Raw genomic sequence first — 21,329 nt, forward strand, 5'->3', positions numbered from 1 at the left:
AAGGTAAAAAAGTAAAAAGGTAAAAAAGTAAAAAGGTAAAAAGGTAAGAAAGTAAAAAGGTAAGAAAGTAAATATGGCACAAGAAAGAATACATAGCTATACAATGAAGGTAAAAAGGCTTTTACCTTTATACCTTTTTACCTTTTTACTTTTAACGGCCTGTCGTCAGGACGTGATGATTGTGCCGATAGAGAAGACCGATACGGGTGGTAAGGCGCAGAAAGGCGATATAGTGGGCATGTATCTGCTCAACGAGGGTAATATGGGCATGAACAAGTCGACCCTCGACTATCTCGACCTGTCGGGCAGGGAACCAACGGTGAGCTATTACCGTAACATCTATTCTGAGCGTAACCCCAGTAGCGTACTGTCGCTGGGCGATGTGGGCAACGATTGTAAGATATACGGTTCACGCCTTTGGCTCGTCATCAACTGTTCTCATAAGGTAGAGGTGGCTCGTGCCGATTCTGCCTTCAAAATCGGAAAGGTTGATATCCCTAACTGCCGCTATGTAACCTTCAAGGATCAGTATGCCTACGTATCATCGTATGTGGGTTCTGTGTATAGTGGTAGCAGCAGTCCGTTGGGTAGCGTGTATAAGGTAGATACGCTCACGTTGCAGAAGGTTGACTCCTGTACGGTTGGCTATCAGCCCGAGGAGATGGCGATTGTTGGCAATCTCCTCTATGTGGCCAATAGTGGTGGCTATCAGGGTATGACAGGCCAAGGCTATGAGAGTACGGTGAGTGTGATAGACCTGAAGACGATGAAGGAGACAGAAAAGATTGTGGTGGCTCCCAATCTGCATCACCTGAAAGCTGATAAATACAACCAGCTGTGGGTTACGGCTCGTGGCAACTATATGGATGAGGAATCGACTATCTGGTGGTTGGTACCCGACAGCGATGGAAGGATGACGGTAGGCGGGCATATTGACCAGCCTGTCAGCGACCTCTGTATCGTAGGCGATTCGCTCTATTTCTATGGCAGTCAGTGGAGTGAGGTGTCGATGAGCAATACCATTACTTATGGAATCATCGGTGTGAGAAAGCATCAGATAGTGAGCACGAGCCTTTCGGCTGCGCCTGAAATCAGTAAGATCCGTATGCCGTATGGCATCATCGTCAACCCCATCCATCGCGATTTCTATCTGATGGATGCCAAGAACTATGTATCGAGTGGCGAACTGCTGCACTTCCTGCCCGATGGCACCTTCGACTGGAAAGTGAAGACTGGCGATATACCAGCCCACGCAGCATTTGTATTTAATAGTAAAAAGGTAAAAAAGTAAAAAATGGCAAGAATATTGAAACATATAATAAACAGCATAATGGATAAAGGGTGGTTAAAGGTTTTACCTTTTTACCTTTTTACCCTTTTACCCTTGCACGCCCAGCGCATGGACGACGTGGCTGTACACTCCAAATATATCAAGGCTGTAGATGAATATCGTCCAGCCCCAGGACAGTATGTGAACGATGTGCCAGAATACGAGGAGGGCGATACTGAGGCAGAAATGATTCTCAAGTGTAATGAAAACCTGGCAGGTCTTGGGCCCGTAGATTCTCATCTGGTGGCACTTGGTGGCTGGGGTGGTTATATCACCTTCCATTTCGACCACTCTATTGCCAATATCCCAGGCGAGCGCGACTTTGCCGTTTGGGGTAATGCCTATCAGGAAATGCAGAATCTGGTGTTTGGCGGTATGAACGAGGCTGGTGTCGTGATGGTATCGAAGGATGTGAATGGCAACGGCCTGCCTGATGACCCCTGGTATGAAATCAGTGGCAGTTGCGATGTGGATAGCGTGGGCAAGGTGATTTATGACTACGAGGTGACCTATCATCAGAACCCTATGGGCGATATCCCCTGGGATGACAATCAAGGCCACAGCGGCACCATCGATCGCAATCACTACCATACTCAAGAGTATTATCCCCAGTGGTTGCCTGATAACCTTACCTTTAAGGGGACCCGACTGCCTGATAATATGCTGAACCTGTCGGATCAGGTTGATAAAGGCTGGAGTCCATATTATTATGTACTGATAGGCTTCCGCTATGGCTATGCCGACAATCTGCCCAACTTTTCTGATAAAGCTGATGCCACCTCTTACAATTACGAGGGGTGCGGCATCGATATCTCGTGGGCTGTAGATGAGAACCGCCAGCCTGTGAATCTGGATTTCGTCGACTTTGTGCGTGTATATACAGGACTCAATCAGAAGTGTCCCCAGCCAGAATGGTGGGGCGAGACATCCACAGAGTTTGCTGGTGCAGAGGATATTCATCTCGATGCCTCGCTCGAGGCTATTAGAAATGCCCAGACGGGAATCCATGCCGTGGGTCAGGATGATTCGTCGAAGCTGTTCTACGACCTTCAGGGACGGAAAGTGACTCCTACGAAGAAAGGGGTGTATATTCAGAACAAGAAAAAGATAGTAATCAAATAACTTTTATTTTTTACTTAAAACAAAACAGTTATGAAAACAAACAAATTCTTTGGACTCGCAGTCCTCGTGTGCGGTTTCGCCTTGTCGTTCACTTCTTGTGATAACGAAGACAACCCTGTTAACAGTTTCAAGACTTATACGATCTCGTTCGAGAATCAGGCCTTGAATAATGATGGCTATTGGTGTGGTGACGAGAGTGGTGTTAAGTTCAGTAATTGGGGCGCTGATGCTTATGCATGCAATTACGTTGAGAGTGGCGTATCTTTCCCTGCTAATTATACTCCAGCATATCTCAGTTGGACAGGTTATGCTATCTCAAATCGTACTGCAACTACTTATGCGAATATGATTCCTGACCAGTTTAATAATACCACTGGTACTGCTCATTCTGGTAATAAATACTGTGTGGTTTATACCTTTGGTGAGACTATCGACCTGAACGGTGGAGAGCCTGTATGGGTAAATGGTTTCTGGTACACAAACGATGCTTGGACAGTTGATGCCATCCTGAATGGTGATGGTATGACTCCTGGTGCTTTCGATGCTACCGACTGGCTGAAGTGCACTGTTACTGGTACAAAAGCTGATGGTACGACAGCATCTGTTGACATCGATCTGGCTAAAGATGGTGAATATGTTAGTGAGTGGAAGTACTGCGACCTCAGTAGCCTGGGTAAGGTTAAAGACCTGAGCTTCACATTTGATGGCAGCAAAAAGAACAGCTATGGTCTGACCACTCCTTCATACATGTGTATCGATGACCTTCAGATTGTGAAGTAATCATGCTGATTAAGAATAAATGAAATACATCAAACTATTATTCCTGGCAGTATTGTTTTCTGCCTGCAAAGGTGGTCAGAAGACCGCTTCGATGCAGACAGAGGGCGATACTGTCGCTTTTAAGTATGCCACACAGATCAGCGTCGTCAAGTATGACGGCTATACGGTGGCTACGTTAAAGAATCCTTGGAAGGAAGGTATGACGTTGCATCGCTATGTGCTGATACCTGCTGATCAGGCGATTCCCAACCATATCCCTAATGGAACCATTATCCGAACACCATTGAAGCAAGCGGTGATGTTTACTACCGTTCATTGCGCCATGCTGATGGAGTTTGATAAGCAGGATTGTATCTCGGGCGTTGCCGATCTGAAGTATATCAAGATACCTTGGATTCAGGAACAGGTGGCCAAAGGTCGCATTACCGATGTGGGCGATGGTATGAGTCCTGTGATAGAGAAGATTATTGATGAACGTCCTGATGCGCTCTTTCTGTCGCCTTTCGAGAATAGTGGTGGCTATGGTAAGCTTGAGGATATCAATATTCCTATTGTAGAATGTGCCGACTATATGGAGTCGTCGCCGTTGGCACGGGCTGAATGGCTGCGATTCTATGGTATGCTGTTTGGTTGCGAGCAGCAGGCAGATAGTTTGTTCCAAGCGGTCGATAAGCATTATCATCAACTGAAGCAGTTGGCTTCAAAGGCCAAAACCCAACCATCAGTGTTGATGGACAAGGTGACAGGTAGCGTTTGGTATGTACCAGGTGGCAAGAGTACGATAGGGCAGATGATTAAGGATGCCAATGGCCGTTATCCCTGGGCTGATGATGAGCATAGCGGTTCTATCTCATTACCTTTCGAAACAGTCTTGGAGCGTGCTGGTGAGACTGACGTGTGGCTTTTCAGATACAGTAGTGATCATGATATCACCTACGATGAACTACTTGGCGAACATCATGGCTACAATCAGTTCAGTGCGTTCAAACATCAAACGGCTTATGGGTGCGATGTGGAGCGTTCGCCTTTCTACGAAGAATCGCCCTTCCATCCAGAAAGACTGCTGAACGACTTTATAAGGATTTTCCATCCGGAAATCGAGGGACTTGCACCTTTGCGTTATTATGTAAAGGTTAGTCGCTGACCTCAGTCAGATGATCAAGATACGCTGTGATAGCCTCGACCAATAGGTCGTTCTCCTCAGGTGTCTGGGCTGTTACGCGGAAGTAGCTGTCGTCGAGTCCGCGGATATTCGACGCATCACGAATCAAGATGCCATGATTGTCGAGAAGCCATCGTTTCAGTTCCTGAGCTGTTCCTCTGGCGATACTCACTAACATAAAGTTGGTGTCGCTTTTCATGACCTTCAGATCGTCGAGGGCTTCCAGGTTCTGGTGCAGTCTGGCTGCCTCTCGCAAGTGGCCTTTCAGGTCGGGAATCATGTTAGTATCGTGTTGTATCAGATATTTGCCTGCCTCTATGGCCAGTGCATTGATAGCCCAAGGCTGACGAATCTGTTTCAGTCTGCCAATGATAATCGGTGACGCAACGATATAGCCTAATCTAAGGCCTGGTATGCAGTACTTCTTTGAGAGCGAATGGATCAGCATCAGATTGAACACATCTGTCATCTCCTTAGGATCCAGTGTGTTGGCCAAGGTGTAGTCGGCATACGACTGATCAATCACATACAGATAGCGTGGATGCTTCCTGACAATATGATTGAGCATGCCCTTTACCAGCACATTGCCTGTAGGATTGTTAGGATTACATATCCAATAGATACGGTCCTTAGGCAATACGTCCATCTCATCTTTCACATCGTATGAGATGATATGGTTGAACATGCGGCAAGCATCCTCGTACTCACTAAAGGTGGGATGGGGGATGATGGATGCCCAACCTCGATAAAGCTGTGCTATCAGATAGACTGCCTCGTTGGCGCCACTTGTCACCATGACGGTATTCTCTTTTACGCCCAGCTTCTCGGCAATCATGTGTTCTAACGTATGAGCATCAGGCTCTGGATAATGGGCCACCACATCGAAATGCTGCATCAGGTGCTCTTTCAGCTCTGTGTAGTCAGCCTGACTGTACACATTCGAACTGAAGTTAATCTTCACCTTATCACCATAGCGGTATATGTCATCACCGTGCCCGTATATCATAAACTTAATAGATTAAATCATTTTTGTTACTTTGATTGCCATTGTTTCAGGTTCGAAAACTATGCCGTCTCGTTCTATAAACCTACTCAGTGCGCCTTGTTCTGCCAGCATCTGAGGTGCCCCGATGGCCATTTCCTCGTTGCTGGTCATCAGCCAGATGGTATCAGCCATTTGTAGGGCCAGCTCCACATCGTGGGTTGAAAGGAAGATGACCTTCCCAGCCTCTCTGCTGATGCGGCTTAGCAGTTGCAGAACCTCTACTTTACTGGGATAGTCGAGAAAGGCTGTTGGTTCATCCAAATAGATGACTGGCGTTTGTTGTGCCAGTGCTTTGGCTATCATGGCTTTTTGTCGTTCGCCGTCGCTCAGCGTGTGAACCTTACGTTTACTAAGTGTCTCAATGCCCACCATCGCAATGGCTTCGTCAACCACCTGTAGGTCGTCTTTCGAATAGGTGCCCCAGAATCCGGTATAGGGCGATCGGCCTAAGCTGACCAGCTCGCGAACGGTCATGTTCCTCACGTCTGGTTTCTCTGTCAGCACCACACCTATCAGCCGGCTCAATTCCTTATCGCTGTAGCTCGATAGTTCGCGCCCTTCCAGCAGAATCTCGCCATCTGTCTGTGGCTGAAACGAAGATAGGGTTCGTAAAAGTGTCGATTTTCCTACACCATTGGCGCCCAGCAGACAGGTCAATTCACCACTTTTGATGGTGCCATTGATGCTCGTAGCTACCGTTTTGATTCCGTGTTTCGTCTGGTAGCCAATGCTTAGATTGTGTAGTTGTATCGTTTCGCCCTTTATCTTCACGCTGCAAAGGTAATAAAAAGTTTGAAATGTTGAATAAAAATCGCAAACTTTTTTCTCTAATTGAGTTTTGTGCTATGACAAAAGGTGGGTAATCAGTATTTTTATACCAATTGTAATCAATATGATACCGCCTAACAGTTCTGGTTTCAGCTTACGTGCAATCGATTTGCCGAACTTTACACCAAGCTGATAGCCGAATAGGCTGAACAGGAATGACACAAGACCGATAACGCATAAAGGACTGATAATCTGGGTAACGGCATTATAGCCTGTGCAAGCAAAGGAAATGCCGATGGCAAGTGCATCAATGCTTGTGGCTACGGCTAACAGCAGTTGGGTTTTCAGGTTCTGGGGGTTAAACAGCTTTTCTTCTTCAGGGCCAAACGACTCACGAATCATTTTTCCGCCGATAAAGGCCAGTAAGCCAAAAGCTATCCAGTGGTCTATTGCCTCCAGTTGTTCACTGAAGTGATTAGTGCCTAACCAGCCAATTAAGGGCATCATGGCCTGGAATAATCCAAAAAGGAAAGCCATGCGGAGAATCATAGCCCATAGCCAGCGGCGTACAATCACCCCGCTTACGATAGAAACCGTAAAGCAGTCCATAGCCAGTGCAACGGCTAACAACCAGATATCAAACGAGTTCATGATGTACTTATTTTGCTCTTTCTTACACTTTGGGCTGCAAAATAACAACTTTTTTTTGAGATAACCAAATTTTTTCTTACCTTTGCGCTCTGATAATCTCTAACAACTAAATTCGTAATCCTAACAATGAAAAAGATTCTTTTCTTAGGTTTTCTTTTGGTCACAGCCTTTTCTGCAAGGGCTGAGCAGGTAGTTATCCAGACCAAAAACACCACGATGGTGCTGAACGTTGAGGGCGATAAGCAACCTCAGTATGTGTATTATGGTCATAAACTGAGCACCTTTGATCTGCAGAACCTGCAGATGCCTCGCAATGGTCGTATGGATGCTTATCCGGCTTATGGCATGAACTGTCCAGCTGAGGCTGCTATCGCCATGACGCACAGTGATGGCAATCTGTCGACAGAACTCTTTGTCGATCATCTTGACAAGATTGAGGCTGATGCTCAGGGCAATCAGGAGTTCCGTATTCATCTGGTGGACCATGTGTATCCCGTTTCTGTCGACCTTTGTTTCAAGTCCTATTTTAACGAGGATATCATTGAGACCTGGTCTGAGATCAGGAACAACGAGAAGAAACCAGTTACGCTGACCCAGTTTGCCTCATGCGCTCTGCCCATTCGTCGTGGCAATGTATGGCTCTCGCACTTCTATGGTTCATGGGCCAACGAGGCTCGATTGGTGGAAGAGCCAATCCTGCCAGGTGAGAAGGTTATCAAGAATAAGGATGGTTCGCGCAACTCGCATACAGACCATGCCGAGGTGATGTTCTCGCTCGACGGTAAGGCTCAGGAGAATCGTGGCGACGTGATTGGTGCTGCTCTCTGCTACTCTGGTAATTACCAGCTGAAGGTGGAGACCGACGATACGGAATACCACTATTTCTTTGCCGGTATCAACCCCGATAACTCGGCTTATCATCTTAAGAAAGGTGAGCTTTTCACTACGCCTAAGGTAGCGTTCAGCTTCTCTAAATGCGGTTTGTCAGGCGTATCGCGTAACTTCCACAAGTGGGGACGCAAGTATATGCTGGCTCATGGTGACAAGGAGCGTAAGATATTGCTCAACTCCTGGGAGGGTGTATATTTCGACATCAATCAGCAGGGTATGGACCAGATGATGGGCGACATTGCCTCGATGGGTGGCGAACTCTTTGTGATGGATGATGGATGGTTTGGCGATAAGTACCCACGTAAGACTGATAACTGTGCGCTTGGCGACTGGGTGGTAGATAAGAACAAATTGCCAGAGGGTATCGAGGGATTGCTTCGCGATGCCAGGAAGCACGGCATTAAGTTCGGTATCTGGATTGAGCCAGAGATGACCAACTCTGTATCAGAACTGTACGACGCGCATCCGGATTGGATTATCAAGGCCCCCAAGCGAGCTCCTGTTCAGGGACGTGGCGGTACTCAGCTGATACTGGATATGGGCAATCCTAAAGTGCAGGACTTTGTGTTCTCGATTGTCGACAATCTGATGACCAAGTATCCAGAGATAGATTATATCAAGTGGGATGCCAATATGCCGATCCTGAATCATGGCTCACAGTATCTGACGATGAACGATCAGAGTCATCTCTATATAGAGTATCACCGTGGTTTTGAGAAGGTTTGCCAGCGTGTACGTGCCAAGTATCCTGACCTGACTATCCAGGCTTGTGCTTCTGGTGGTGGACGTGCCAACTGGGGGGTGCTGCCTTACTTCGATGAGTTCTGGGTGAGCGATAATACCGATGCCCTGCAGCGTATCTATATGCAGTGGGGAACCAGCTATTTCTTCCCTGCTATCGCGATGGCTTCGCACATCTCGGCTACACCTAACCATACCGTATTCCGTACCACAGCCATGAAGTATCGTATCGATGTGGCTATGAGTGGGCGCTTAGGAATGGAAATCCAGCCAAAGAACATGACTGATGATGAGAAGGAACTCTGTCGGAAGGCTATTGCTGAATATAAGCAGATACGCCCAATCGTACAGTTTGGCGATATCTATCGTCTGGTTTCGCCTTATGATAAGGTGGGACTTGCTTCGTTAATGTACGTCAACGAGCAAAAGTCGAAGAGTGTGTTCTTCTGGTGGAAGACAGAGTCGTTCCAGAACGAGCATCTGCCTCGTGTAAAAATGGCTGGTCTCGATGCATCGAAGAACTATAAGATTCACGAGTTGAACCGTATCGACTTGAAGCCTCTTGATGTAGAGGGTAAAGTGTTCAGCGGTGCCTACTTGATGAATCACGGACTTGAGATGCCTTATCGCAACGAGCCCGAGTGGTCGAAGAAAAACGATTGGAGCAGTCGCGTATTACTGCTCGAAGCACAATAACGGATTGTTTACAAACTTAGAACAAAGGTGACATGGCAGCCTGGTAGATTCTTTTCTGCAAGGTCGAGCATGCCACCTTGTTTTATCATGATGCGGCGGCTCAATGATAGGCCTATACCGCTGCCAGTGCGCTTGGTAGTAAAGAATGGTACGAACAACGACTGACGATTCTCGGCAGGAATGGGTAGTCCGTCGTTGCCGATGAAAAGGGTGCTGGCTGATGGTTCTTGCTCTACAATCATTTTTGTAGCTTCGGCCTCGATGGCGTTTTTCGCAAGATTCATCAGTACTTGGCGCAACATTCCCTTGTCGGCAGTAACGGTGGTGTCTGCAGGCACGTCGATGGTCCACTCCAATTGCTGGTAGGTCTTGCTCAGGTCGTCAATCATCGAGCGGAGATTGAAAGCAGCTAATACTGGTTTCTCGAGTTCCGACATCTTGCGATAGTTCACCACGAAATCGCTGAGATGGCGCGAGGTGTCATGGATGGCCTTGATACCATCCTCTAATGGCGTGTTCTTAACATCGGGACGACTTAGTAACGATTGGCTGATGCTGGTGATGGGCGCAGTGGCGTTCATCATCTCGTGGGTCAGCACACGAGTGAGTCGCTCCCACGATTCTACCTCATTCTTGTTGATTTGTTGACGGATGTTCTCGCCCAACTGGTTGAGTGCTTCCTGCATGGCACGTTCGCCAGGCAGCAGATTGTTGGTGGGCAGACGGAACGAGAAGTCTTGATTGCGAATGGCTTCCTGCATCAGGTGGGCACGCAAACGGAGTCTGTGCTGATGGTGAATGATACCACTTACCAGCACTACCAATACGATGCATAATATGATGAGAAGCCACGTCATAGGCGTTTCATCTTGTTGTAGAGTGTCTGACGAGTGATGCCAAGCAGTTGGGCTGCTTGGGTGAGATTACCGTGACAGTGGTCGATAGTGCGGCGGATATGCTCCTGTTCCACTTCGTCGAGACTGACGATTTCGTTCTGCATATCCAGCACATCCTTCAGTTTGCGCAGTAGCTCGTCGTTATCCCAGGGTTTGGTGATAAAGTCGGCAGCGCCATTCTTCAGTCCCTTCACGGCCAGATTGATATCTGCATAGGCTGTGAGCAGAATGACAGGTGTCTGCGGATGCTGCTTGCGAACAGCACGCAGCCAGAACAGTCCCTCATTACCATTGTTTACGCCAAGAGTATAGTTCATGTCGAGCACTACGATGTCGATGGTCTGTTGGGCCATCGTTTTCAGGATGTCATCTGGGTTTGTTAAGGTCAGCACTTGTTCGAAGGTGCTGTCAAGCAGATAACGCATAGCGGTAAGGATGGCTGCGTTATCATCAACGATTAATATAGTTCCGTACTTATTCATAATGATGATTTTTGTGTGCAAAGATACGAATAAGTGAGCAAAAAGCCAAATTTTATTTGAGCTTTTTCGGACGAAAGTATCTTCGGCGAAGCCAAAGTAATACTTTCTGTCTAAAAGTCATACAAATGGGTGTATAAATTTTAGACAATCAGCCTTTGGAGCCCTATTTTTGCTTGGCTCGTAATATTTATTACCCTATCTTTGCACCAGAAAATTTTAATGGTAACGCTATATGAAAAGGTTTTTATTATTCTGTACCTCAGCATCTCTGTGTTTCAGCACCAGTCTGGCGCAGAGCTTCAACATGCAGCAATGCATGCAGTATGCGGTGCAGCATAACCACGAGGTGAAGCAGGCCGAGCTGGAACTCGACAACTATAAGGCATCGAAGACGGGTGCTATCGGTAAATTCCTGCCTTATGTGGATGCTGGCATCGGTGCCCAGTATAACTTTGGTCGTGCCATCGATCCTGAGACCAATGGCTATACCGATGTGAGTACCTTTTATAATGGCTATCAGCTCTCGGCATCGTTGCCCATCTTCGATGGCTTCAGCCGTCTGCATGCTCTCAAGGCCGCCAAAGCCAGCGAGCTGATGGGACGCGCCAGTCTGCGCCAGCGTCAAGATCAGACTGCCCTCGACGTACTGCAGGCCTATACCAGCGTGGCTTATTACGATGGATTAGTAAAAATGGCCGCGGAGAAAGTTGAAGAGACGTTGTTGTTGCTCAAGCAGGTAAAAGTGCTTGAAGAGGTGGGGCGAAAGAGTGCTGCTGATGTGGCTCAGGTGGAATCGCAACAGGCTGAGGCCGATTACGAACTGACACGCCAGCAGAACCTTTATGCCTCGGCTATATTAGAACTGAAAAAGGCCATGAACTATCCTTTGAGCGATAGTCTGAGCCTGGAATATATTCCCAACGTGGGAATGTTTGGTTCCCAGTGTGGGAACAATTCATTCCCAACGTGGGAACAAAATCTGGATAACGAGCGCCATCCAGAACTGCAGGTGGCCCGTTATCGCATGCAGACATCGAAACATGAGTGGCATCAGGCTCGCGCTTCTCTTTATCCATCACTCTCTCTGAGTGCGGGCCTGAGCACCACTTATTACAAAACGCTGCATAACGATGCTGCAGAGACTTTTCGCAACCAGCTGAAGAACAATATGGGTGAGTATCTTGGTGTATCAGTCAGCATTCCGCTCTTCAACCGTTTGCAGACCCTTACCAGCATTCGCAAGGCCAAGAACAACTACAAGATTGCCCAGGAGGCTTACGACCAGAAGCAGTTGGAACTGACCAAACTGAGCAGTGAGGCTTGGAACGACTGGCAGGGCTATCAGAAGCAGACCATACAGATGGAGAAGAAGGTGCAGGCCGACAGTTTGAGCTATCAGCTCACACGACGCCAGTTCGAAGAAGGTCTCTCAACAGCTATCGATGTGCATACCACATCGGCTCAGCTGCTCAACTCGAAGGCCACCCTGCTGCAATGCCAGTTGATGGCTATGGTAAAGGAACAATTAGTAAGATATTATAAAGGAGAAACAATATGGACAGAGTAATCGAAAAAACTAAGAGTCAGCAACTGAAGAAGTATTGGCCATACGCCGCAGGCGGCAGCTTGTTGTTAGTCATGCTGATTTGGCTGATATTCGGCAACCACGCCTCGACGCTCAAGGTGAGCAAGGACGAGATGACCATCAGCGAAGCACAGCGTGCCGAGTTTAAGGACTATGTACGTACCAACGGGCAGGTGCTGCCCATCCAGATAGTACAGATTTCGCCTGAGGAGGGTGGTATCGTGATGGAGAAGGTGGTTGAGGAAGGCACGATGGTGCATAAGGGCGATGTGATTGTACGTCTGTCAAATTCGAACCTCGACCTGCAGATCCTGAATGCTGAGGCTGAGCTGGCTGAGAAGCAGAACCTGCTGCGTAACACCCAGGTGGCTATGCAACAGGACCGACTGAACAACCAGACCGAACAGGCTCAGTTGGATATGGACACCCATCGCAAACAGCGTACCTATGATCAGAACAAGCGTCTGTATGCCGAGAAGCTGATCAGCAAGGAGGATTACATCAAGTCGCAGGAGGATTACCAGCTCTCAGCCAAGAAGCGCTCGCTCATTACCAAGCGTCTGAAACAGGACTCTATCTATCGCACTGTTCAGATGGACCAGATGGAGGACAACCTGCAGAACATGCGTAAGAATGTGGTGCTGGTGCGCCAGCGTAAGGATAAGCTCGAGATACGCTCTGCTATCGATGGCGAACTGGGGCTGCTCGATGTGGAGCTGGGGCAGAGCATCCAGCCAGGCCAGAAGATAGGACAGCTTAACGACCTCTCGGATTATAAGGTACAGGCCAGCATCGACGAGCATTATATCGATCGCGTTCGTCCAGGTCTTACCGCCACCTTTACCCGTGGCGACAAGCAGTACCAACTCCAAGTGCGCAAGGTGTATCCAGAGGTGCGCGATGGCAAGTTCCGCTGCGATTTCATCTTCAAAGGTGCGAGACCTGAGAACATCCGTTCAGGTCAGACCTATTATATCGACCTCGAACTGGGTCAGCCCGAGCAGGCCATCATCATTCCTCGTGGCACTTTCTTCCAGACCACCGGTGGCCAGTGGATATTCGTGCTCGACAAGAGTGGACAGAAAGCCTATCGCCGCCAGATTCGCATAGGGCGCCAGAACCCTCAGCACTATGAGGTGCTCGAAGGTCTTGAGCCAGGCGAGCGTGTAGTGACCAGCGGCTACGAGGCATTTAAAGATAACGAAGTATTGGTCATCAAATAACCAAAAGATATGGACGTTTCCAGAAATATGCTTTATATGGCGCGTCGCTTCAAGACGGCGACAGTGCTCAACTTCATCGGACTCACGGTAGCCTTCGCAGCCTGCTATCTCTTCCTGACGCAAGTCGCGTACAACCATTCCTATAATAAAGGACTGACCAACTATCAGCAGCTTTATCGCGTGGAAGTGCCTGCGATGTTTGACCACAGCAAGTGGCAGTCGATTGTAAACCGCTTCTTGGCAGACGAGTTGGCTAAGTTGCCTCAGGTGGAAGGTATGGCCTTGCTGCAGTGTTGGCAGAATGATTGTCGTTTTACGAAAGACGGTACTGAGTTTACATTTAAGTCTTGTAAGGTTAGCAATGATGCGCTGAAGACTATGGCTCCACGCCTGCTCGACGGCAAACTCGGTTGGAAGGATGGTGAACAGAAAGGACTGATCATTCCTGCCTCAGTAGCCGTAAAGTATTTTGGGACTACGCAAGTGGCGGGTCGCTGTATGTGGAACGACAAGGACAGCATTGTTGTGAGAGGTGTCTATGAAGATTTTCCTGACAACAGCATCATCGACAATTACGTCTATGGCTGTATGGGAGACGAGAATGAGGGAAACTTCCAGAACTACAACTATAACTGCTATCTGCGCTTGAGGGAGCAGATGGATACGGAGAAAGCCAAGCAACAGATTCTAACCCCGTTGGTAGAGAAGATGCATCAGATGTACATCGAACACGGTGCTGAGGATCAATGGGATGAGGGAAAAACGAAAGAAAGTCTCAACCTGCGCCTGCAACCCATCACAGAGACTTGGTTCGCAGGTGTTGACCCTGAGCATGACAGAGGTAACAAGGCTGTTGACTGGATTCTCCAACTTTCGTGCCTCTTGGTACTGATAATCGCTGCCATCAACTTTCTGAACTTCACGCTGGCTGAGAGTCCGATGCGTATCAAGAGCATCAACACACGTCGCGTGTTGGGCAGTTCTGTGTCATCGCTCCGCCTGGGCGTTGTCGCTGAGTCTGTATGTACTTCGCTTTTAGCATTTCTGTTGGCAGTCATAGTCAGCTATCTGTTGTCGCAGTGGCCATTCATTAGCGAACTCACCGTTGGCAGCATTGCCTTAGGCGATCATCCATTGCTATTGGTGTGTCTTTGTTTGGCAGCCATTGTTGTTGGTATCGTTGCTGGTGTCTATCCAGCTTTCTATGCAACCAGTTTCCAACCTGCACTCGTCCTGAAAGGTTCCTTCGGACTTACGCCTAAGGGGCGCCAACTGCGCACCTTATTGCTTTGTCTGCAGTTCCTTATCACCAGCGTGATGGTGGTCTATATCGGCATCCTCTATCTGCAAAGCCACTACATCTTCAACTCCGACTATGGTTACGACAAGGACGAGATTCTGTATGCGGATACTTGGGAACTGTTAGACAAGCAGGATGCCCTGCGCTCGGAGCTGATGCAGCAGACGGGTGTGGTTGATGTGGCCTATTCGCAGTTCTCTCTGGGAACTGGCGACAGATATATGGGTTGGGGACGCGGTGACAAGAATCATCAGGTGCAGTTCACGGCTCTGCCCGTAGACTGGCACTATCTCCGCACGATGGGCATTGAGGTGATTGAAGGGTGCGACTTCAACGAGCACGATGGCGACGTCATGATCATCAACGAGTGTGCCCGTAAGAAATGGGACTGGGTAAAGATGGACCAGAAACTGCTGGATGAGGAGATGTCAATGACGGTCGTAGGTGTTTGCCGTAACGTGCGCTTTGCCTCTACCCGTATTGATAACAATGATTCGCCGATGGTATTCCTTGTCTATGGCGAGAAATATCTGAAAGAAGGATGGACCAACAATCTTGGTGTGATTAATATCCGCGTGGCAGCAGGTATCGACAAGGTAGCGATGCGCCAGAAGATCAAGGACATCTTTATGAAGTTAGGTGCCAAGCACGAGCCGGATGTGAAGTTCCTCGATCAGCAATTGGAAAATACCTATCAGGAGGAGTTCCGCTTCATCCGTCAGGTGCTCGTCTTTTCTGTCATCTGCCTCATCATCACCCTGATTGGTGTGTTCTGCATGACGATGTTCGAGACGGAGTATCGCCGCAAGGAGATTGGCATCCGCAAGGTGATGGGCTCATCTACGGGCGAAATCCTCACGATGCTCTCTCGTCGCTACATCTGGTTGCTCATCGGTAGTTTCATCGTCGCCGCTCCATTGGCCTGGTATATCGGCAACCAATGGCTTCAGGGCTTCGCTGAGCGCACACCTATCTATTGGTGGCTCTTCCCCTCAGCCCTCCTCGCCGTCGCCATCATCACCCTCGCCACCATCATCATCCAGAGCTGGCGCGCTGCCACCGAGAACCCTGTCAACAGTATCAAAAACGAATAACCCATAAAACCGCATGAAAAGTTATTTCCGATTCCTATCGCGCAACAAGCTCTACACACTAATTAATGTGGTAGGGCTTGTGGTGTCGTTGACGTTTATCATCCTGCTGGGCGACTACACCTGGCGCCAGTACAGCATCGACTCGTGGCACAAGAATGCCGATCGTATTTATCTGGTGGGTCATCAGGAGGCTTTTGCCATGTGGCCCGAGGCTGTGAAGAGCATCAAGGATATGTGCCCAGAGGTGGAACAGACCTGCTGTGTACTCAGTCAGAAGGGTAGAGTAAAGTACGGACAGCAAGAGGTGACCGAGGCTGATGACGAGAATGCCATCATTATGCTGACCGACTCTGCTTTCTTTAAGTTCTTCGACTTCCCTTTGCTGGCAGGCGACAGACTCTCGGCGCTTGATGCACCTGATAAATGTGTGATTACAGAGCGACTGGCCAAGCACTTGTTTGGTGCGAAAGACCCGATAGGCGAATCGTTGCAGCTTGTAGGCGAGTGTTCGAGCGACTATGCAAAAGAAGATTTCGACACGACGCTGGTTTATACCATCAGCGCAGTAGTGAAGGACTTCGACCATACGGTATTGCCTAACGAGACACAGGTGATAGCCAATATGGCACGTTATCCACAGTTGTTAGGTTATCATTTCCAGAATTATAATTTCGCCAGTACTGCGTTTGGTAGCTGCAAGGCTTTCTTTATGCTCCGTCCTGGCATGACACTCGACAGCAAAACCAAAAACATCGACAACTATATCTCCAAGAACTACCATCCCCTGATGGGTGAGTTCAAAACAAGTATCACCCCCTTGAAGGATGTGCTGTTTGCACCGCAGAATGGTGGTAAGGATCTGGTGAAGGGCGATAAACAGCGCCTGCACATCTTGTTGGCGGCAGTATTGATTCTGCTATTCTTTGCGATTACCAACTACATCAATCTGACGGTAGCCAACACAGGTTTCCGTGCCAAGGAGATGGCCACCCGGAAGCTGTTTGGAAGTAGTCAGATGCGTGTGTCGCTCAAGCTGATTGTTGAGTCGACATTGATGGTGGCACTCTCGTTTGTGATAGGTCTGTTCCTGGCGGTAAGTCTGCAGGACGATGCTGCTAACCTGTTTCGTGGAAAGATCGCCCTGTTAGAGGATATCAATGTGGTGAGTGTAAGTGTTAGTCTGGCCTTTATCCTGCTAACGGGCATTGTGTCGGGCATCCTGCCATCTATGCAACTCTCGCGCTATCAGCCTATCGACATAGTGAAAGGTAACTTCCGCTACCACTCAAAAATGGTGCTGGGACGTTTGTTTATCATTCTGCAGAGCGTGATTACGATAACCATGCTTACTGCCACACTCGTTGTATGGTTGCAACTGAACCATCTGATACATGCACCACGCGGTTTCGATGCCGAGAACCTGTATTGTATTATGAGTCCTGATGGTAAGAGTCAGACCATCGGAAAACAACTGGCCGAGATGCCGTTTGTAGAGAAGGTAGGTACCTACGAGGGAGGACTGTTTAATTACACCTTCCCTGTGGCTATGGGTATCATGCGGGGCGACAGTTTCATGATGCTGTTTTGCACCACCATGGACCAGGCCTCTTTCGACCTGTTGGGACTGAAGATTATCAAGGATCATGGCTCGAGCAATGGTAGTTATTATCTTACCGAGAATGCGCTGCACCAGTTGGGTTATAATAATGAGACGCGCGTGTTGGATTTTGGTACCGGTAGCACCGCTCCGATAGGTGGTGTGTTGAACGAGATCAAGCTGGCCAATGTGCTCGAAGGCGAAGTGCCGCCTTTTGCTATCTGTATAGATAAGCATAAGACGTTCCCTTATTTCCTGGTAAAGACCAATGGCGATAAGAAGGCCAAGGCTGTTTTCCAGGAGATGGTTAAGAAACTCGAAGATCCTAATGCCCCCAAAGTATTTGGTCTGGAACGTGTGCAGAGCGTTGAAGAAACAATAGCAAAAGCTTTTGAGAACGAGCGTAACACCCTGCGCATCGTGTCGCTCTTCACGCTCATTGCTGTTATCATCTCTATCTTGGGTACCATCGGCATGTCGCTCTTCTTCATCCGTCAGCGCCAGAAAGAGATCTCTATCCGTAAAGTGATGGGATCTACTTCGACCGAAGTACTGATGTTAATGCTCCGTATCTTCTCAATACCTATGCTGATTGCGTTTGTCATAGCTGTACCCATCTCGTGGTATGTGATGACCGACTGGCTCAGCAATTTCAGTTATCGCATCGCGCTCAGTGTCTGGATATTCGTAGCGGCTGGGTTTACCTGCTTCATCATCTCGCTGCTTACCGTTGTTTTCCAGAGCTGGCGCGCTGCATCTGAGAACCCTGTGAACAATATCAAAACCGAATAATCAGGGGAGTGTAAATAAATCATACGATGGTGTGTATAAAGATTAGACGAACGCCCTCTGGGCACTCAAAAAAGCTTGCATATCATATAAAATGATCGTAACTTTGCAATGTGAAAATTAAAAAACAAAGTAATAACAATAAAAAAAGTACGATTATGAAAAAGTTTATGATTAGCTCAATGATGTGCCTGATGGCTCTGACCTCAAATGCACAAGTGATGACATCTGCAACTGTGGATAAGGTTTACAACACAGTCTCTCAAGCTACCGATGCCGCGTTCGTGTATAACGCTGATCGTGACGCTGATGGAAACATTGCTACGATGGTGGTTTATCAGGAGAAGACTCTACGCAAGGGTAACTTCACCCTGACGCCCATCTACCGTTACCAGTACACCTATGCTACCGATGGTATGCTTATCAGTCGTACTAAGTACGTGTGGCACAAACAGCAGTGGCAGTGTGCAGGTCGTCACAACTACTCTCTGGATGCCGATTTCTATACTGCTACTTATAGCCGCTGGAACAAGAAGAAGGCTGATTTTGACGAACCTGTAGGTAAGATAACCTATACCCTACAGCCCGATGAGAGTGTTGTCAGTGTGGCTTGTTACAGTCGCCAGTACAACAAAGCCGATATGCAACTGGAGTGGCAGGCACCTATAGAAAGTTATACGATGAACATGGATTATTATCTTACACAGAAATAAATAAAGAATAAAAAATGAAGAGTTATTTCCGATTCCTCTCACGCAACAAGCTCTACACATTAATCAATGTGGTAGGGCTTGTAGTGTCGTTGATGTTTATCATCCTGCTGGGCGACTACACCTGGCGCCAGTTTACGATCGACTCGTGGCATCAGCAGGCCGAACGAATCGTTCTGGTAGGTAGTCAGGACAACTTCTTTATGTGGCCACAGGCTGGTGGCGATATCAAGGCCATGTGTCCTGAAGTGGAGCAGTCGTGTGCCGTGATGAGCCAGAGTGGAAAGATAAAATATGGCGAAAGGGTGATAGAAGATGGCGACGACAAGAGCAGTATCCTGTTGGTTGATTCTTCTTTCTTCAACATCTTCGACTATGAGTTGACGCAGGGTAACAAGCGTTATGCACTTGATAAGCCTGATAAATGTGTGATCACCGAGCGACTGGCCAAGCGCTTGTTTGGCGATAAGAACCCTATGGGTGAGTCGATTCAGATTACTGGCGAACGCCATGTGCGTATCGGAAATGATGATCCTTACGATAGTACGCTGGTATATACCGTTAGTGCGATAGCCAAGGACTTTGATCATACGGTACTGCCCAACGAAACGCAGATTATCGTGAACATGCAGCGCTATCCACAGGTGATGGGCTACAAGCTCGAGAACTATACGATGGCCTATGGTCCCCATGGTTATAGCAAGGTGTTCCTGATGCTGCAATCAGGCACCAGCCTCGACAGCAAGAAAGCTGTTGTCGCCGATTATCTGGCCAAGAATTACTATGGTAAGTGGGAGGCAGAGAACCTGACCTTTACACCACTCAAGGATATCATGTTTGCCCCACAGAACAATGGCACAGGTATGCTGAAAGGCGATAAGACGCGACTCCACATCCTGCTTGCAGCTGTGTTGGCCATCCTGTTCTTTGCCATCAGCAACTATATCAACCTGACGGTTGCCAATACGGGTTTCCGTGCCAAGGAGATGGCCACCCGTAAACTCTTCGGCAGTAGTCAGAAGGATATCTCGCTGAAGTTGATTGCCGAATCAACCCTGATGGTGGCCGTATCGTTTGCCATCGGTCTGGCTTTAGCCTTTGCCTTGCAGGATGAGGCTATCGATTTGTTTAAGGGTAAGATCGACCTTGCTGGCGACATCAGTCTGGGCACCGTTAGTGTCAGCATCGCTTTCATCCTGTTGGTGGGTATCATCTCAGGTATCATGCCTTCGTGGCAGATTTCTCGTTTCCAGCCCATCGACATCGTGAAAGGTAGTTTCCGTTTCCGTTCCAAGATGGTGCTGGGTAAGATCTTTATCATTCTGCAGAATGTAGTTACGGTAGTGATGCTTACTTCGGCGCTTGTTATCTGGTTGCAACTCAATCACCTGATCCATGCCCCGCTGGGCTACAACACCGAGAATCTGTTTGTTATTAACGCCCCTGATGGGAAAGACCAAACAGTGAGAAACCTCTTGGAAAAGATGCCTTTTGTGGAGAAAATAGGTAGATTCGAGAAAACCTCGCTGGCTACTGGTACCTGTAGCATGCAAAGTGTGACGCGCAACGATAAAGTCATCACTCTCTTCTTGTTAGACCTTGACAAAACGGCCTACGATCTTTATGGCTTGAAAAAGAAGAAAGACTATGGACAGACCAGCGACGGCTACTATCTGACGGAGGAGGCTATGCGCCAGATGGAATATACCGACACCACCACACAGACTGTTTGGAATAAACCTATCGCTGGTGTGCTTAACGATATCCATCGTATCAATGTGTTGCAAGGTGTGGAGCCTTTTGTCATCCAATTCAAGGATTCGTTCAACTATCCTTCGTACTTGGTGAAGACCAATGGCGACAAGCAAGCCAAGGCGGCATTCCTCAACATGATGAGGGAACAAGGGGTGCCTGAGGCTGATCTTGAGTGGAATGTGCAGTCGCTCGAGGAGAGTATAGCCGAAACCTTCGCCGATCAAAAGAATACGCTCAAGATTATCTCGCTCTTTACCATTGTGGCTATCGTCATCTCTGTATTGGGCTTCATTGGTATGTCGCTCTTCTTTATCCGTCAGCGACAGAAGGAGATTGGTATCCGAAAGATTATGGGCTCTACCTCGCACGAGGTGATGACGCTTATGCTGCGCACGTTCTGTGCACCATTGCTGGTATCGTTTGTCATCGCTATCCCGCTGTCGTGGTACGTGATGACCGACTGGTTGAGCAACTTCAGTTACCGCATCAACCTGAGTGCTTGGATATTCGCTGTTACCTGTGCTTTTGCCCTGCTGGTAGCTGTACTCTCGGTTAGCATCCAGATTATCAAAGCCGTGCGTACCAACCCGGTGGAGAGTATTAAAACCGAGTAACAGATGGTAAGTGTATAAAAATCATACAGTGAACCGTATAATGTTTAGACATACCGCCTTTAGGGCTTGCAAAAATCTTGCAGATATAGGTTAATAGC

At 48.1% G+C, this 21,329-nt stretch carries 15 protein-coding genes and 1 pseudogene; 11 read left to right on the top strand and 5 right to left on the bottom strand.

The window, feature by feature from the left end; all coding sequences use genetic code 11:
• Positions 1-73 precede the first annotated feature (73 nt).
• The 4 genes from T495_RS0102780 (at position 74) to T495_RS0102795 (ending at position 4,376) form a co-directional block, all read left to right on the top strand.
• Positions 74-1,291, top strand: coding sequence for a YncE family protein (locus tag T495_RS0102780; RefSeq protein WP_231495033.1), 1,218 nt, complete (start codon positions 74-76; stop codon positions 1,289-1,291).
• A gap of 108 nt (positions 1,292-1,399) precedes the next feature.
• Positions 1,400-2,452: a hypothetical protein gene (locus tag T495_RS0102785; protein WP_231480248.1), complete on the top strand. Its 1,053-nt coding sequence runs from the start codon at positions 1,400-1,402 to the stop codon at positions 2,450-2,452.
• A gap of 30 nt (positions 2,453-2,482) precedes the next feature.
• Positions 2,483-3,232 carry a DUF4465 domain-containing protein gene (locus tag T495_RS0102790; protein ID WP_051651813.1) on the top strand — a complete coding sequence of 250 codons (750 nt, stop codon included), beginning with the start codon at positions 2,483-2,485 and terminating at the stop codon, positions 3,230-3,232.
• 19 nt (positions 3,233-3,251) lie between these two features.
• Entirely contained in the window at positions 3,252-4,376 is a 1,125-nt protein-coding gene (locus T495_RS0102795; protein ID WP_033147493.1) for an ABC transporter substrate-binding protein, read from the top strand.
• Here T495_RS0102795 and T495_RS0102800 read toward each other — a convergent pair.
• From T495_RS0102800 to T495_RS0102810, 3 genes and pseudogenes are all read right to left on the bottom strand, one after another.
• Positions 4,366-5,400, bottom strand: coding sequence for an aminotransferase class I/II-fold pyridoxal phosphate-dependent enzyme (locus tag T495_RS0102800; RefSeq protein WP_033147494.1), 1,035 nt, complete (start codon positions 5,398-5,400; stop codon positions 4,366-4,368). The two genes, T495_RS0102795 and T495_RS0102800, sit on opposite strands and share 11 nt — an antisense overlap.
• A 27-nt stretch (positions 5,401-5,427) precedes the next feature.
• Positions 5,428-6,204, bottom strand: a pseudogene (locus tag T495_RS0102805) (ABC transporter ATP-binding protein); the annotation flags it as partial.
• A 78-nt stretch (positions 6,205-6,282) separates the two neighbouring features.
• Positions 6,283-6,858 carry a manganese efflux pump MntP family protein gene (locus T495_RS0102810; RefSeq protein ID WP_033147495.1) on the bottom strand — a complete coding sequence of 192 codons (576 nt, stop codon included), beginning with the start codon at positions 6,856-6,858 and terminating at the stop codon, positions 6,283-6,285.
• Between the two features lie 126 nt (positions 6,859-6,984).
• Between T495_RS0102810 and T495_RS0102815 the strand changes: the two genes are divergently transcribed.
• Positions 6,985-9,186 (top strand): alpha-galactosidase, encoded by a 2,202-nt coding sequence (locus tag T495_RS0102815; protein WP_028904132.1) that lies wholly within the window; start codon positions 6,985-6,987, stop codon positions 9,184-9,186.
• An 8-nt stretch (positions 9,187-9,194) separates the two neighbouring features.
• Here T495_RS0102815 and T495_RS0102820 read toward each other — a convergent pair whose 3' ends face one another.
• Both T495_RS0102820 and T495_RS0102825 read right to left on the bottom strand, forming a co-directional pair.
• Positions 9,195-10,043, bottom strand: coding sequence for a PAS domain-containing sensor histidine kinase (locus T495_RS0102820; protein ID WP_033147496.1), 849 nt, complete (start codon positions 10,041-10,043; stop codon positions 9,195-9,197).
• Positions 10,040-10,564, bottom strand: a complete 525-nt coding sequence (locus tag T495_RS0102825; protein ID WP_028904130.1) for a response regulator transcription factor — start codon at positions 10,562-10,564, stop codon at positions 10,040-10,042. Before T495_RS0102825 ends, T495_RS0102820 begins: the two co-directional genes overlap by 4 nt.
• A gap of 232 nt (positions 10,565-10,796) precedes the next feature.
• Here T495_RS0102825 and T495_RS0102830 point away from each other — a divergent pair, with 232 nt between their 5' ends.
• The 6 genes from T495_RS0102830 to T495_RS0102855 all read left to right on the top strand — a co-directional run bounded on the left by T495_RS0102830 (position 10,797) and on the right by T495_RS0102855 (position 21,231).
• Positions 10,797-12,131, top strand: a complete 1,335-nt coding sequence (locus T495_RS0102830; protein ID WP_033147497.1) for a TolC family protein — start codon at positions 10,797-10,799, stop codon at positions 12,129-12,131.
• Positions 12,119-13,372, top strand: a complete 1,254-nt coding sequence (locus T495_RS0102835) for an efflux RND transporter periplasmic adaptor subunit (RefSeq protein ID WP_033147498.1) — start codon at positions 12,119-12,121, stop codon at positions 13,370-13,372. The genes T495_RS0102830 and T495_RS0102835 overlap by 13 nt, the downstream gene beginning before the upstream one ends.
• A 9-nt stretch (positions 13,373-13,381) precedes the next feature.
• On the top strand, positions 13,382-15,766 hold the full coding sequence (locus T495_RS0102840; RefSeq protein WP_033147499.1) for an ABC transporter permease: 2,385 nt from the start codon (positions 13,382-13,384) through the stop codon (positions 15,764-15,766).
• Between the two features lie 13 nt (positions 15,767-15,779).
• Complete coding sequence (locus T495_RS0102845; RefSeq protein ID WP_081831980.1) at positions 15,780-18,155, top strand: ABC transporter permease; 2,376 nt, start codon at positions 15,780-15,782, stop codon at positions 18,153-18,155.
• Between the two features lie 155 nt (positions 18,156-18,310).
• Complete coding sequence (locus tag T495_RS0102850; RefSeq protein ID WP_155950127.1) at positions 18,311-18,865, top strand: DUF3836 domain-containing protein; 555 nt, start codon at positions 18,311-18,313, stop codon at positions 18,863-18,865.
• Positions 18,866-18,879: 14 nt separating this feature from the next.
• On the top strand, positions 18,880-21,231 hold the full coding sequence (locus T495_RS0102855) for an ABC transporter permease (protein ID WP_033147502.1): 2,352 nt from the start codon (positions 18,880-18,882) through the stop codon (positions 21,229-21,231).
• Positions 21,232-21,329: the final 98 nt, after the last annotated feature.

Source organism: Prevotella sp. P6B1, assembly GCF_000702825.1.
Taxonomy (GTDB): Bacteria; Bacteroidota; Bacteroidia; order Bacteroidales; family Bacteroidaceae; genus Prevotella.

What these genes read in the sequence shown, in the direction of transcription:
- T495_RS0102780 (WP_231495033.1), top strand. Translation starts at nt 74, where the DNA reads ATGGCACAAGAAAGAATACATAGCTATACAATGAAGGTAAAAAGGCTT.
- T495_RS0102785 (WP_231480248.1), top strand. Translation starts at nt 1,400, where the DNA reads ATGGACGACGTGGCTGTACACTCCAAATATATCAAGGCTGTAGATGAA.
- T495_RS0102790 (WP_051651813.1), top strand. Translation starts at nt 2,483, where the DNA reads ATGAAAACAAACAAATTCTTTGGACTCGCAGTCCTCGTGTGCGGTTTC.
- T495_RS0102795 (WP_033147493.1), top strand. Translation starts at nt 3,252, where the DNA reads ATGAAATACATCAAACTATTATTCCTGGCAGTATTGTTTTCTGCCTGC.
- T495_RS0102800 (WP_033147494.1), bottom strand. Translation starts at nt 5,400, where the DNA reads ATGATATACGGGCACGGTGATGACATATACCGCTATGGTGATAAGGTG.
- T495_RS0102810 (WP_033147495.1), bottom strand. Translation starts at nt 6,858, where the DNA reads ATGAACTCGTTTGATATCTGGTTGTTAGCCGTTGCACTGGCTATGGAC.
- T495_RS0102815 (WP_028904132.1), top strand. Translation starts at nt 6,985, where the DNA reads ATGAAAAAGATTCTTTTCTTAGGTTTTCTTTTGGTCACAGCCTTTTCT.
- T495_RS0102820 (WP_033147496.1), bottom strand. Translation starts at nt 10,043, where the DNA reads ATGACGTGGCTTCTCATCATATTATGCATCGTATTGGTAGTGCTGGTA.
- T495_RS0102825 (WP_028904130.1), bottom strand. Translation starts at nt 10,564, where the DNA reads ATGAATAAGTACGGAACTATATTAATCGTTGATGATAACGCAGCCATC.
- T495_RS0102830 (WP_033147497.1), top strand. Translation starts at nt 10,797, where the DNA reads ATGAAAAGGTTTTTATTATTCTGTACCTCAGCATCTCTGTGTTTCAGC.
- T495_RS0102835 (WP_033147498.1), top strand. Translation starts at nt 12,119, where the DNA reads ATGGACAGAGTAATCGAAAAAACTAAGAGTCAGCAACTGAAGAAGTAT.
- T495_RS0102840 (WP_033147499.1), top strand. Translation starts at nt 13,382, where the DNA reads ATGGACGTTTCCAGAAATATGCTTTATATGGCGCGTCGCTTCAAGACG.
- T495_RS0102845 (WP_081831980.1), top strand. Translation starts at nt 15,780, where the DNA reads ATGAAAAGTTATTTCCGATTCCTATCGCGCAACAAGCTCTACACACTA.
- T495_RS0102850 (WP_155950127.1), top strand. Translation starts at nt 18,311, where the DNA reads ATGAAAAAGTTTATGATTAGCTCAATGATGTGCCTGATGGCTCTGACC.
- T495_RS0102855 (WP_033147502.1), top strand. Translation starts at nt 18,880, where the DNA reads ATGAAGAGTTATTTCCGATTCCTCTCACGCAACAAGCTCTACACATTA.